This window comes from Alkalihalobacterium alkalinitrilicum, assembly GCF_002019605.1.
Classification (GTDB): Bacteria; Bacillota; Bacilli; order Bacillales; family Bacillaceae_F; genus Alkalihalobacterium; species Alkalihalobacterium alkalinitrilicum.
In genome coordinates, this window is the sequence record NZ_KV917368.1 from 3,030,734 (window position 1) to 3,043,905 (window position 13,172).

The 13,172-nt window shown below is 44.3% G+C and carries 9 protein-coding genes, 15 tRNA genes, 2 rRNA genes and 1 pseudogene; all 27 read right to left on the reverse strand.

Annotated features, from left to right (window positions below):
- Nucleotides 1-21: 21 nt before the first annotated feature.
- Nucleotides 22-453, reverse strand: coding sequence for a tripartite tricarboxylate transporter TctB family protein (locus BK574_RS14525; protein WP_078429108.1), 432 nt, complete (start codon nt 451-453; stop codon nt 22-24).
- Nucleotides 454-486: 33 nt separating this feature from the next.
- Nucleotides 487-1,932, reverse strand: coding sequence for an aldehyde dehydrogenase family protein (locus BK574_RS14530; protein WP_078429109.1), 1,446 nt, complete (start codon nt 1,930-1,932; stop codon nt 487-489).
- Between the two features lie 164 nt (nt 1,933-2,096).
- Nucleotides 2,097-3,860 (reverse strand): thiamine pyrophosphate-binding protein, encoded by a 1,764-nt coding sequence (locus BK574_RS14535; RefSeq protein ID WP_078429110.1) that lies wholly within the window; start codon nt 3,858-3,860, stop codon nt 2,097-2,099.
- A 31-nt stretch (nt 3,861-3,891) separates the two neighbouring features.
- A complete protein-coding gene (locus BK574_RS14540) occupies nt 3,892-4,209 on the reverse strand; it encodes an MFS transporter (RefSeq protein WP_218970580.1) in 318 nt (105 codons plus the stop codon).
- Complete coding sequence (locus BK574_RS14545; RefSeq protein WP_078429112.1) at nt 4,194-5,294, reverse strand: MFS transporter; 1,101 nt, start codon at nt 5,292-5,294, stop codon at nt 4,194-4,196. The genes BK574_RS14540 and BK574_RS14545 overlap by 16 nt, the downstream gene beginning before the upstream one ends.
- Nucleotides 5,295-5,339: 45 nt before the next feature.
- Nucleotides 5,340-6,110 (reverse strand): IclR family transcriptional regulator, encoded by a 771-nt coding sequence (locus BK574_RS14550; protein WP_078429113.1) that lies wholly within the window; start codon nt 6,108-6,110, stop codon nt 5,340-5,342.
- 413 nt (nt 6,111-6,523) lie between these two features.
- Nucleotides 6,524-6,686: pseudogene (locus BK574_RS14555) on the reverse strand (transposase); the annotation flags it as partial.
- A 442-nt stretch (nt 6,687-7,128) separates the two neighbouring features.
- On the reverse strand, nt 7,129-7,350 hold the full coding sequence (locus tag BK574_RS27575; RefSeq protein ID WP_078429114.1) for a helix-turn-helix domain-containing protein: 222 nt from the start codon (nt 7,348-7,350) through the stop codon (nt 7,129-7,131).
- A gap of 67 nt (nt 7,351-7,417) precedes the next feature.
- Nucleotides 7,418-7,627: a tyrosine-type recombinase/integrase gene (locus tag BK574_RS29230; protein WP_420796942.1), complete on the reverse strand. Its 210-nt coding sequence runs from the start codon at nt 7,625-7,627 to the stop codon at nt 7,418-7,420.
- Between the two features lie 44 nt (nt 7,628-7,671).
- Nucleotides 7,672-8,097: a tyrosine-type recombinase/integrase gene (locus BK574_RS14570; RefSeq protein ID WP_078429116.1), complete on the reverse strand. Its 426-nt coding sequence runs from the start codon at nt 8,095-8,097 to the stop codon at nt 7,672-7,674.
- Between the two features lie 129 nt (nt 8,098-8,226).
- Nucleotides 8,227-8,313: transfer RNA gene (locus tag BK574_RS14575), tRNA-Leu, on the reverse strand.
- Nucleotides 8,314-8,350: 37 nt separating this feature from the next.
- Nucleotides 8,351-8,439, reverse strand: a tRNA-Leu gene (locus BK574_RS14580).
- A 22-nt stretch (nt 8,440-8,461) separates the two neighbouring features.
- Nucleotides 8,462-8,536 (reverse strand) — tRNA-Cys (locus BK574_RS14585).
- A 14-nt stretch (nt 8,537-8,550) separates the two neighbouring features.
- Nucleotides 8,551-8,625 (reverse strand) — tRNA-Gly (locus BK574_RS14590).
- Between the two features lie 4 nt (nt 8,626-8,629).
- A tRNA-Gln gene (locus BK574_RS14595) sits at nt 8,630-8,704 on the reverse strand.
- Nucleotides 8,705-8,725: 21 nt separating this feature from the next.
- Nucleotides 8,726-8,799, reverse strand: a tRNA-Trp gene (locus BK574_RS14600).
- Between the two features lie 14 nt (nt 8,800-8,813).
- Nucleotides 8,814-8,898, reverse strand: a tRNA-Tyr gene (locus BK574_RS14605).
- 75 nt (nt 8,899-8,973) lie between these two features.
- A tRNA-Thr gene (locus BK574_RS14610) sits at nt 8,974-9,049 on the reverse strand.
- 39 nt (nt 9,050-9,088) lie between these two features.
- Nucleotides 9,089-9,164 (reverse strand) — tRNA-Phe (locus BK574_RS14615).
- Between the two features lie 9 nt (nt 9,165-9,173).
- Nucleotides 9,174-9,249 (reverse strand) — tRNA-Asp (locus BK574_RS14620).
- Nucleotides 9,250-9,260: 11 nt separating this feature from the next.
- A tRNA-Met gene (locus BK574_RS14625) sits at nt 9,261-9,337 on the reverse strand.
- Between the two features lie 165 nt (nt 9,338-9,502).
- A tRNA-Val gene (locus BK574_RS14630) sits at nt 9,503-9,578 on the reverse strand.
- Nucleotides 9,579-9,602: 24 nt separating this feature from the next.
- Nucleotides 9,603-9,677 (reverse strand) — tRNA-Glu (locus BK574_RS14635).
- A 17-nt stretch (nt 9,678-9,694) separates the two neighbouring features.
- A tRNA-Ser gene (locus BK574_RS14640) sits at nt 9,695-9,788 on the reverse strand.
- 4 nt (nt 9,789-9,792) lie between these two features.
- Nucleotides 9,793-9,868, reverse strand: a tRNA-Asn gene (locus BK574_RS14645).
- 11 nt (nt 9,869-9,879) lie between these two features.
- Nucleotides 9,880-9,995 (reverse strand): 5S ribosomal RNA (gene rrf / locus BK574_RS14650).
- A 227-nt stretch (nt 9,996-10,222) separates the two neighbouring features.
- Nucleotides 10,223-13,154: ribosomal RNA gene (locus tag BK574_RS14655) — 23S ribosomal RNA — on the reverse strand.
- Nucleotides 13,155-13,172: the final 18 nt, after the last annotated feature.

Sequence of the window (13,172 nt, forward strand, 5' to 3'; positions counted from 1 at the left end):
ATTTCACCTCCCTAGTAAACGTTACATGAGCAAACCATTTGGAAACCGAAGATTTAATAATCCTCCTAATAATAAGTAAATAAATAATGGAACAAGGGTTGAAATGAATAGAATTTTGACCTTTGTTACCTTTAAAATCCACAACACCACTGCAATAAACAACACACTTAATACGAAATAGCCAATGACATCTATCGCAAAAATGTAAATACCGTAAAGAAGGACGATCAGACCAAGTATCGATAGAACCTTCTTCGGGAAAGTAACGATTTTCTCTTCTCCCCGCAAACACCTGACAAAACATACCACTGATGTTAATGCGATAATTCCCAGTGCCATATAGGGGGCAATTCGCGGCCCACCTTCCTGCAGTTGACTAGGGATAATAAACAATAAAACTAAACAAAAAACCATCATGAAAAGATAAATATAACGCTCACGCCACTGTATCATGTTCGAGCCCCCTAGAAATGTGGTGAATTGCTCTTAGTAGTTGTTATTAACCACTACAAGCTTTGTCTCTGCCATTTCCCGCACTGCATATTTAATGCCTTCACGGCCTGTACCACTTTCTTTCACACCACCATACGGCATGTTATCTACACGAAACGTCGGGATATCATTAATCATGACTCCTCCCACTTCTAAGCGGTCAGACACCCACATGGCTTTTTGAATATCTCTTGTATAGATCCCAGCTTGCAGTCCGAATCGAGAATCATTGACCTCTTCAACGGCCTGTTCCACCGAAGACACTGGATTGATCACGACAATCGGAGCAAATACTTCCTGGCACGAAACCTTCAATTGTGATGAAGCGTTTACAATTACAGTCGGTAAAAGAATATTCCCTTCTGCCTTTCCTCCTGTAACTACTGTCGCTCCTTGCTCTTTCGCCTCATTGATCCAGGCTAAAGCACGATCTACATCACCTTTTGAAATCAGCGCGGAAACGTCTGTTTTCTCATCTAGAGGATCGCCAATCGTAAGCTTGTTCGTTTCTTGAATAAACTTTTCTACGAACGCATCATAGATATTCTCGTGAACATAGACCCGCTGTAACGAAATACAAACTTGTCCTTGAAAACTAAATGCTCCTTGCACACAACGACCAATCACTCGATCGATCTCTGTATCCTTATCTACAATCACAGCCGAGTTCGAACCAAGTTCAAGTGTTACTCGCTTCAAACCAGCACGCTCGCGAATTTGCTTGCCAACTTCAGGACTTCCTGTAAACGTGATCATCTTCACCTTCTCGTGAGTGACAATATGATCACCAACAACACGCCCGCTGCCCGTAATGACGTTTAAAGCACCCGCTGGCATTCCTGCTTCGTGTAACAATTCAGCTAAGAAAAAAGACGATAACGGTGTTTGCGAAGCTGGTTTTAGTACGATCGTGTTCCCTGTTGCAATCGCTGGCCCCACTTTATGAGCGACGAGATTCATAGGAAAATTAAACGGTGTAATCGCCCCGATGACACCTAGCGGCTCTAGTTTTGTATACCCTAGACGGTTTTGTCCCCCAGGCGCAGCATCAAGCGGGATCGTTTCGCCAAATAATTGGCCCGCTTCCTGTGCCGCAAATTTGTATGTTTGAATTGTCCTATCAACCTCAGCTTTGGCAGTTCCAATCGGCTTCGCAGCTTCTAGTGCAATAATCTCAGCTGCTCTGTCATAGTTTTGTTTTAATAGATTGACAAGATTATATAGGATCTCACTACGCTCATAGGCTGTTAACTTTCGCATTGCAGCCTGTGCCTGTACCGCAGCTTCAATGGCATCCTCTGTTTCTTGTAACGATGCCATTGGGATCTTCGAAATTTCCTCCCTAGAATAAGGAGAGTATAGGGGAGTATACTCTTTTGCTTTTCTCCACTCCCCATTGATAAATAACTTTTGTTCCGCTTCAACCTTTGCTTGTACCATAAACACCCTCCTATAAGTGAAATCTTGCATCAGTGGGTTTTTTCTTTCTCCCATTGATGGTTAGATGAACCAATTTAGAACGCTCTCCCTTTTCCTTCCCCCAAAATCATGAGTTTGGGGGATTAGCGCCCATTTGAATGGGACAGCATCCTCATGGCTACCAATTATCTATTTTGCATTAGCGATGATTGGGCTTTTTTATAGCTTTCTGTATCGGTTGTGATAACATCGATTACAGTACATTTTTCAGAACGGAAAGCTGTTTCCAATGCTTCGCCAATCTTATCTGGATCGGTGACTCGAATTCCTTCACATCCGAATGATTTCGCCATTGCACTAAAGTCGCAATCATCATACGTTGAAGCAATCACCTTATCTCCTTGGTTATTCTTCACCCAACCTAAACTTGAATTGTTCATAACAAGAACAACGATTTTAAGGTCATACTGAACAGCAGTTAGCAAAGCATTCATCGTCATTGGGAACGATCCATCACCACAGACGGCTAACACTTCATGATCAGGATGAACGAGTTTTGTTGCAAGTGCCGCTGGCATCGAATATCCCATCGCCCCTGATGCAGTCGGAGCAATGATACTACCTGGCGCTTTTGATTTTAATAGATTTGTCATGAACACGCGATTTTCACCTGAATCAAGCGTAATGATTGTTTTTTCATCAATCACCTTTTCAATTTCCTTCACGACTCTTTGCGTTAAAATCGGTCGAACGTCCGACTTGCCTTCCTCAACTTCCATGAAGCCTAATAAGTCCTTTTGATATGTGATCTCAGCGATTCGCTTTTCCACTTCTTTCGGATCCACGTTTTTACCGTTATTATTTAGATTATCTATGATTTGCGTTAAAATCGCCTTGGCATCTCCAATTAACGTCTGATCAACTGGGTATGTCCAGCTCGCATTTTTCTCCTCAATATCAATTTGAATCAGCGTTTGTCTTGCAGGATCAATTAAGTCAAGTGATTCAAACACTGTATCTGTTGGAGTTAATCTAGAACCAACGACTAAGACAACATCTGCTTCTTGTAAAAATTTATTGGCCACATCTTGTCCCCAGTTCCCCATCACACCGACAGCATTCGGATGTGTTTCTTCAATTGAGGTCTTTCCTCCAGCCGTTGTACCGATTGGCGCACCAATTTGTTCTGCAAGCGCTTTAAGTTCTCCGTAAGCTTTTGACCTATGTACACCGCTTCCAGCAATAATGAATGGTTTCGCAGCTTTGGCTAGTTCATCAGCCGCTTTCTGTATTTTATTTGAATCTTCTGTTTTTTCACTAAATTTAAAATAGTGCTGTGTATGATATATTTTTGGTGAGCTTGTTGAATCAACAACTCCATTTATTGAATTACTATGAAACACAACGGAAACTGGTCCAGGGTTACCAGATAACGAATGCTTTAGAGCAATTTGCGTACTTTGAACTGCTTGTTCTGGAGAGTAAACGGCTGTCGTGTACTTCGTTACAGCTTCCATCGCCTTTTTTACATCATAGCCACCATATTCACCTGTACCAATTTGATACGGGGCATGCTGGGAATAAGGAGCATTGTCCGACATATCTGTCAGAATCATCATTGGACTACTGCCTTGCAGCGCCTCAATTGCTCCCATCGTACCATTAGCAATCGCCCATGCACCTTGTGAAGTATAGACACCAGGTTTGCCTGTTAATCGTCCATACACCTCTGACATAATACTTGCAACTTGCTCATGTCTGACTAAAATCGGCTTTATATTTTCATTTCCATACAAGTACGGATACATTTTGCTCATGTTCCCACCAGGTAAACCAAATAAATATTCCACTCCAGCTTCTTCTAGCACCTGACAGATTGCTTTAAGTGTCGGAGTTTCTTGCGTAATCGTAGTTTGGTAATCTTGATTCATACTTTTAACTTCACTCATTGAATAAAACCCTCCAGTATATTTTTTTGATTTATTGTGATTCACTTTTCATTTGACAATTGCTTTTACTCTGTATATAGGACACTCTTTTCGCCTTTGCATAAAATCGAATATAGACTACAAAAGCAAGCAAAGCGACAATAAATAAGATAAAATAAGCATTGCTATAGGCTTGCCCACTCCCAAGCCATAATGGGTTCCATGGCTTTTGACTAGCAATCTTACTATCTAGCATATTTCCAGCTACGGCGACACCAAATGCTCCACCAAAAAATTGAATTAATTGCATTGCCCCATAGCCAGCGGTCAGCCTCTCAGCTGGCATATAACGTGTCATGAACGTAGACATGCCCAAGGTGATACATGAGAAGCCTGTACTAGAAATAAAGAAAAATAATGTAAAAAAAATGCGTTATGACTACCTAATCCTGAATTAAGAAATGTTGCCGTCGCCATGCATACCGTACTAAGTCCAATAATTAACAGTACCCCAATCACATCTACAACTCTTCCAACCCATTTCATCAAAAAACTAGAAGCTAGTGCCCCAAAGAAAAGAATCCAACCAATAAATGACATGTTCCTTTCATGGACGTTCACTAATAACAACGGTGTAATAAATAAAATTGAAAAATGAATAAAGAAGATCGAAAAGGCTAGATACAATGCTTTTTGATAAATGTTATCTTTCAACAGCGAAAGAGATAAAAATGGCTGCTCCTTCGAATGAATATGAATAAAAAATAACGGAAAACAAATCAAGCCTAGCAGAAACCATAGGATTCCTGACGAGACAGTCAACAGCAAAGAAATCACAGCTGTAGAAAACAAGACAAAACCGACTCCGTCAAATTTACCGTTCACTGGCTTCGTATTCGGAATAAAGCGACGGTATACTGGGAGTGTTAACACCCCGATTAAACTAATTGTGAAAAGGTAACGCCACCCTAAATAATCACTCAATAGTCCCCCAACTAACGGACCTAACCCAAAGCCTAATACCGAAGCTGAGGCAATCGTCGCTAACGCCCTATTCCTTGACTCCTTAGGAAAGTACCAGGAAACGATAATAATCCCAAGTCCTGATATTGCAGACATCCCCAATGCTTGGATCACTCTCGCTAACACAAGAAGGAGGTAGCTATCTGTAACCATCCCTAAAACTGAGCCTACCCCTAACAGTCCAAGACCAGTACTTATTAGAATTGGGACAGAAAAAAAAACAGTCATTCTCCCATACAATAAGGTCCCTATCGCAAAGAAGACGGAATAACTTGTTACCATCCACGCAGCCATTGATGGTGAAATTTGATACCCTTGGGCGATCGTCGGAATCGCTACGGTGAACATCGATGTATTCATAACCATAATGAGTCCATTTACAAATAATGAAAATGAAACTAGTTTTTCACGTTTTACGATTGTAGAAGTCACGCTAATCGAAAACCTCTTTTCTGAGATATGATGGAAAGCGGAGTTCTACTGAACCACTTTCCCTTCCCAGCCAAATTCCCTCGATAGTTCCTCGGCAGCGCATGTTAACACTTCAACGATATGCGGCATTCTTTCATCTGAAAAACGATCAACAATCCCCCCAACGCTTAAAGCTCCAATGACATTTCCTTGAAAGTCAAGAATCGGTGCTCCCATCGCCGCTGCAGACCGATAAATCTCCCCCCTGCTTATCGAGTACCCCTTAGCCCTAATCTGGTCTAAACGATCATCAAGCTTTCTCACTTCTTCATTACTCAAATTCAATGCATTAAATACTTCAAATTTCTTTTTATTATCAAGGAAAGCCAACATCGCCAAGGGCCCACCGCCTTGGTTAAGATTATACGTATCACCAAGTTCGGTCGTTGTGTCCCTAACCAGGTAATCCCCTTTTACGGTATCAATACAATGGGCCAGATTATTTTTTTCAATGAACAAGTAGGAGTTATCTCCAGTCAATTCTGTTATTCTCTTTAAATGCGGCTTCGCTCTCGATGTAATATCCAAAGAATGTAAAATTACACTCCCAATTTTAAACAACTCAATTCCGAGTCTGTAATACGGTGTTGAGGATGAATAGACCTTTTCAATAAACCCCACTTTTTCCAACGTATTACACAAACGCAAAGCCGTCGTTTTATTAAACGATGTCCTCTTTGAAATTTCACTAAGAGTCAGTTTGGGATCTTTCTTTGAAAACAACCGTAAAATAGCCGCGGCCTTTTCTACAGACTGAACAACTGATTTATCATGCACTTTGGAACATCTCCTTTTATTATGTAAACCCTACAAACAAATGTTATCGTTATCCTCCTAACCACTAACATTCCCCAATACAAATTGTATCTACATACAAAATTGTTTCCTTTCTTGCGGCCTTCCGTTCCGCATTGCGCAACACAGGAACGCAATATGAAATGGGGTACCCTTATAATAACCACCAAATTTTGAATTGTCAATAAATTTTGAATTATAAAACTACGTATTTTTAGAAAACTTAATAAATTTTTATTGGGTTTTCCTCATACAATTTGGTGGTCATTTTGAATTACATTTTTAATGTTTGCGATAGGTAACGGAACCCGTTAATATGTATCTCAAAAAATATGGTTCTCTGTCAAACGTTATGGTGTAGAATTTTCAATTCTTTCTCTTAGAACCCAAGCGGGTTAACCCACTTGGGTTCTAACCCCTTGTCGCCACAGAACTTTTCGTTCGTAGTCTTTCGAAGCTCTTGATCCCGTAAGACATACGTTTAATGACTTTTGTTGTATTATTGACTCCTTCAATATAGCCGTTATTGTAAGGGTACATAAAGAATTGTAGTATCTCTGCGATCGGTTTCACTTTATGCGCTAAGCATACTGGGCCTTTGACCAAGTTCGAAGAGAAGTTCAGCACAATTTATATAAGGAACAGCGCATTCAACTCAAACGAAATAAAGAGGTTTATGGAAGTCTCCTTTCAAGATCGATGAAACAGGACAAGAAAGAGTGGAGGATATCCTCAGTCATCACCTGCGCTTTCGTGAAGCATATGAGTTAAAGAATGATTTGGATCTTTGGTTTAAAACGAGAAACCATTAAAAAGCAAAAGAAGGTCTAGAAACATGGTTTGAGGCCGTTGGAAATTCAGGGAATCAAGCATTTCAAAAAGTGGTTAAAACCTTTATACGTTGCGATAATCAGTGGGTCTCCTAGTTGTCGTCGAACCGCTTCCTTTACGCATCCTCTTTATATTTCATCAATCGCTATAGCGCGAGGTAGAACTTTGCTTACAGGTACGTTTCTTCATCAAACATGCGTAAAAAACGATTCGCGCTAACTCCAACTAGCTTCCCTGCATGAGTTAAGCACATTTCTGAACTTAGAGATAAAGCTTCTTGGGCTAACATCACCGTATGACGCTGGTATCGATCAATAAAGGAAAGTTTCTCAAAGAAGGTATGAGAACATACTAAACAGCGGTAACGATGTTTTTTTAATTGTAGCTCCACCTTTTTATTAGCTATTCGAACCCCCCTTGTATACCCTCCCACCGATAACCATGGATCCGTTGCGTTTTCACATTACACTTAGGACATTTTTGTTTGCGAACTCTTGTATGAAGTTCAAACCACATTTTTGAATGGGTACTACTCTTTCTCTATATGTTTTAGCGTTCTTTAAATAAATTGAACCCTCCTTGAGTCTCACATCAGCTAGATCAATTCCTACAAGCTCATTTACTCTTATACTAGGCTCTAAGAGTAACAACATAAGTACATAATCCATTAGACCTGTCAATGTTCTTAAGTCTGGCTGTTTTAAAAGATGATCTAATTGTTCTGTGAAAATTTTTGTACTATCGCTTTTCTATCCTTTAGAAGCTTCACATCATCCATTGGATTGTTACGAATATACTTTTGTTTGTAGAGAAAATTGAAGTAAGAACGAATAGCTCTTAAACGTGTATTTATTGTTACAGTTTTTAAGCCTTGCTCCTTCATGTACAAAATAATGTTCTTATTGATATGGTCTCTAGTAACTTTACTTGGAGCTGGCTCAAGATTTTGTTCTTTGAGATAACGCTCATAAACACTTAATTCATTGAGGTAATAACTAATAGTGTGGGGTCTTAAATTTCTTAACTTACAATCATCTGTGAATAAATTTAATGAAGTGTTGAAGTTTAAAGCAAACGACTTGGATTTTTTATGTACCTTAGATAGTTCTGAAGAAAAAAAATTGCTTCGTCTCGTCATTTTTACACCCCTTTTTAACTGTGGAGCGTACGACTTGAGGAATACGACTTTGCGAGGAATAATCGTGTAATGTGAACACAAAAAAAGACCTCTACAATCTGTAGAAATCCTTGAAATTACACTATGTAATGGTACCGGTGGTCGGGGTCGAACCGACACTCCAGTGAAGGAACGGGATTTTGAGTCCCGCGCGTCTGCCAATTCCGCCACACCGGCAAAGCAGATATAACTTGTCTATAAATAAAAATTTAAATGGTGCCGAGGGCCGGACTTGAACCGGCACGATAGTCACCTACCGCAGGATTTTAAGTCCTGTGTGTCTGCCAATTCCACCACCCCGGCTAGGACTTTGTTTCTATGAAAATGGAGGCGGCACCCGGATTCGAACCGGGGGATAAGGGTTTTGCAGACCCGTGCCTTACCACTTGGCTATGCCGCCATTATTATAAGTATTGGAGCGGAAGACGGGACTCGAACCCGCGACCCTCACCTTGGCAAGGTGATGTTCTACCACTGAACTACTTCCGCATAATGGCTGGGCTAGCAGGATTCGAACCTACGCATGACGGAGTCAAAGTCCGTTGCCTTACCGCTTGGCTATAGCCCAATGATTTACTTAATACTTATATGGCAGGGGCAGTAGGAATTGAACCCACACTGACGGTTTTGGAGACCGTAGTTCTACCTTTAAACTATGCCCCTACTATTTATCTTCATGGTGGAGGGGGACGGATTCGAACCGCCGAACCCTCAGGGAGCGGATTTACAGTCCGCCGCGTTTAGCCACTTCGCTACCCCTCCAACACCTTAACGTTAATTATTATATCATATGTCTATAGTGATCTAAAAGTAATTTTTATCAATCTTAAACACTGCTGGTGCCGGCGAGAGGACTTGAACCCCCAACCTACTGATTACAAGTCAGTTGCTCTACCAATTGAGCTACACCGGCAAACCTAAGTGGTAAATAACAGCCTTAATTAATTACAAATGGTGGCTCGGGACGGAATCGAACCGCCGACACATGGATTTTCAGTCCATTGCTCTACCGACTGAGCTACCGAGCCTTAAGTAAATGGCGGTCCCGACGGGAATCGAACCCGCGATCTCCTGCGTGACAGGCAGGCATGTTAACCGCTACACCACGGGACCACACTAATTTTTGGTTGCGGGGATAGGATTTGAACCTATGACCTTCGGGTTATGAGCCCGACGAGCTACCAGACTGCTCCACCCCGCGATAATATGAATGCTTACGGATGGTGTTATTCCACCGAAGCGTCTTGACTGTCTCTTCCTCTACTTGCTTTTTCTTCGAAGTGTATGCGTCGAGACAACTCGATGTAATATCATCGATACTTTGCTCGTTGCTCCACCCCGCGTCGTTATATATAAAGGATAAATATGGTGGAGGATGACGGGCTCGAACCGCCGACCCCCTGCTTGTAAGGCAGGTGCTCTCCCAGCTGAGCTAATCCTCCACTAAATCAGGAATAAAAATATGTTGGTGACCCGTACGGGATTCGAACCCGTGTTACCGCCGTGAAAGGGCGGTGTCTTAACCGCTTGACCAACGGGCCATTTATATAAAATCCTCTGGCGGAGAGCGAGGGATTCGAACCCTCGAGACAGTTTGTCACCGCCTACACGATTTCCAATCGTGCTCCTTCGGCCAGCTCGGACAGCTCTCCAATATGGCTCCACAGGCAGGACTCGAACCTGCGACCGATCGGTTAACAGCCGATTGCTCTACCAACTGAGCTACTGTGGAATGAAATATAAGCCTAGCGACGTCCTACTCTCACAGGGGGAAGCCCCCAACTACCATCGGCGCTGAAGAGCTTAACTTCCGTGTTCGGCATGGGAACGGGTGTGACCTCTTCGCTATCGCCACTAGACTAGACGGATTTTGATAAGCTACGAATTTCTTCGTCAGTTTCAATTCTTGCGGCATTCACGTATGTCTCGATACGCTCCACTCCTCAGAATTTCACTTCCTCGAACTTCTTGCTTCTGAATATCCTTTTAAAATTGTGATAAGCTTCGCATTTCTTCGACGCTTATGATTGAGAGTCATTCTCTCAAAACTGGATAATGTACTAGAAGAATTTCAACACTTTATGTTTTGGATAAGCCCTCGACCGATTAGTATCTCTCAGCTCCACGTGTCACCACGCTGCCACCCGAGACCTATCAACCTCATCATCTCTAAGGGGTCTTACTTACTTAACGTAATGGGAAATCTCATCTTGAGGGGGGCTTCACGCTTAGATGCTTTCAGCGCTTATCCCGTCCACACGTAGCTACCCAGCTATGCTCCTGGCGGAACAACTGGTACACCAGCGGTGTGTCCATCCCGGTCCTCTCGTACTAAGGACAGCTCCTCTCAAATTTCCTACGCCCACGACGGATAGGGACCGAACTGTCTCACGACGTTCTGAACCCAGCTCGCGTACCGCTTTAATGGGCGAACAGCCCAACCCTTGGGACCTACTTCAGCCCCAGGATGCGATGAGCCGACATCGAGGTGCCAAACCTCCCCGTCGATGTGGACTCTTGGGGGAGATAAGCCTGTTATCCCCAGGGTAGCTTTTATCCGTTGAGCGATGGCCCTTCCATGCGGAACCACCGGATCACTAAGCCCGACTTTCGTCCCTGCTCGACTTGTAGGTCTCGCAGTCAAGCTCCCTTATGCCTTTGCACTCTACGAATGATTTCCAACCATTCTGAGGGAACCTTTGGGCGCCTCCGTTACTGTTTAGGAGGCGACCGCCCCAGTCAAACTGCCCACCTGACACTGTCCCTGAACCGGATCACGGTTCGAGGTTAGAACTTCAATACAGCCAGGGTAGTATCCCACCGACGCCTCCACGTAAGCTGGCGCTCACGCTTCCAAGGCTCCTACCTATCCTGTACAAGCTGTACCAAAATCCAATATCAAGCTACAGTAAAGCTCCATGGGGTCTTTCCGTCCTGTCGCGGGTAACCTGCATCTTCACAGGTAATATAATTTCACCGGGTCTCTCGTTGAGACAGTGTCCAAGTCGTTACACCATTCGTGCGGGTCGGAACTTACCCGACAAGGAATTTCGCTACCTTAGGACCGTTATAGTTACGGCCGCCGTTTACTGGGGCTTCGGTTCACAGCTTCGGCTTGCGCCTAACCACTCCCCTTAACCTTCCAGCACCGGGCAGGTGTCAGCCCCTATACTTCGCCTTGCGGCTTCGCAGAGACCTGTGTTTTTGCTAAACAGTCGCTTGGACCTATTCACTGCGGCTCTCTCGGGCCTACACCCTTACAGAGCACCCCTTCTCCCGAAGTTACGGGGTCATTTTGCCGAGTTCCTTAACGAGAGTTCTCCCGAGCGTCTTAGAATTCTCTTCCCGCCTACCTGTGTCGGGTTGCGGTACGGGCACCTCTCACCTCGCTAGAGGCTTCTCTTGGCAGTCTAGGATCAGGAACTTCGGTACTTAATTTCCCTCGCTATCACAGCTCAGCCTTTATGGTAAGCGGATTTGCCTACTTACCAGCCTAACTGCTTAGACGCGCATCCATCAGCGCGCTTACCCTACCTTACTGCGTCCCCCCATTGCTCAAACGGTGAGGAGGTGGTACAGGAATTTCAACCTGTTGTCCATCGCCTACGCCTTTCGGCCTCGGCTTAGGTCCCGACTTACCCTGAGCGGACGAGCCTTCCTCAGGAAACCTTAGGCTTTCGACGGAGGGGATTCTCACCCCTCTTTTCGCTACTCATACCGGCATTCTCCCTTCTAAGCGCTCCACCAGTCCTTCCGGTCTGACTTCGCTGCACTTAGAACGCTCCCCTACCCCTGTCCGTAAGGACAAGCCGTAGCTTCGGTGATACGTTTAGCCCCGGTACATTTTCGGCGCAGAGTCACTCGACCAGTGAGCTATTACGCACTCTTTAAATGGTGGCTGCTTCTAAGCCAACATCCTGGTTGTCTGGGCAACTCCACATCCTTTACCACTTAACGTATACTTGGGGACCTTAGCTGACGGTCTGGGCTGTTTCCCTCTTGACTACGGATCTTAGCACTCGCAGTCTGACTCCCGAGGATAAGTATTTGGCCTTCGGAGTTTGACTGAGTTCGGTAATCCTGTGGGGACCCCTAGCCCAATCAGTGCTCTACCTCCAATACTCTTCCCTCGAGGCTAGCCCTAAAGCTATTTCGGGGAGAACCAGCTATTGCCGAGTTCGATTGGCATTTCACCCCTACCCACACCTCATCCCCGCATTTTTCAACATGCGTGGGTTCGGGCCTCCATTCAGTGTTACCTGAACTTCACCCTGGACATGGGTAGATCACACGGTTTCGGGTCTACGACCACGTACTTATTCGCCCTATTCAGACTCGCTTTCGCTGCGGCTCCGCCTTATCAGCTTAACCTTGCACGGGATCGTAACTCGCCGGTTCATTCTACAAAAGGCACGCCATCACCCGTAAATGGGCTCTGACTACTTGTAGGCACACGGTTTCAGGATCTCTTTCACTCCCCTTCCGGGGTGCTTTTCACCTTTCCCTCACGGTACTGGTTCACTATCGGTCACTAGGGAGTATTTAGCCTTGGGAGATGGTCCTCCCAGCTTCCGACGGGGTTTCACGTGTCCCACCGTACTCAGGATCCGTCTCGGAGAGACGATCATTTTGGCTACAGGGTTGTTACCTTCTCTGACGGGTCTTTCCAGACCGCTTCGCCTATGATCGTCTTTTCTTACTCCATGTGAGACGTCCTACAACCCCAAGAGGCAAGCCTCTTGGTTTGGGCTAATTCCGTTTCGCTCGCCGCTACTCAGGAAATCGCATTTGCTTTCTCTTCCTCTGGGTACTTAGATGTTTCAGTTCCCCAGGTCTGCCTCCTCACACCCTATGTATTCAGGTATGGGTACCATCCCATTACGGATGGTGGGTTCCCCCATTCGGATACCCCCGGATCAAAGCTTACTTACAGCTCCCCGAGGCATTTCGGTGTTCGTCCCGTCCTTCTTCAGCTCCTAGTGCCAAGGCATTCACCGTGCGCCCTTTCTAGCTTAACCTACGTTTTAAAATAAGCT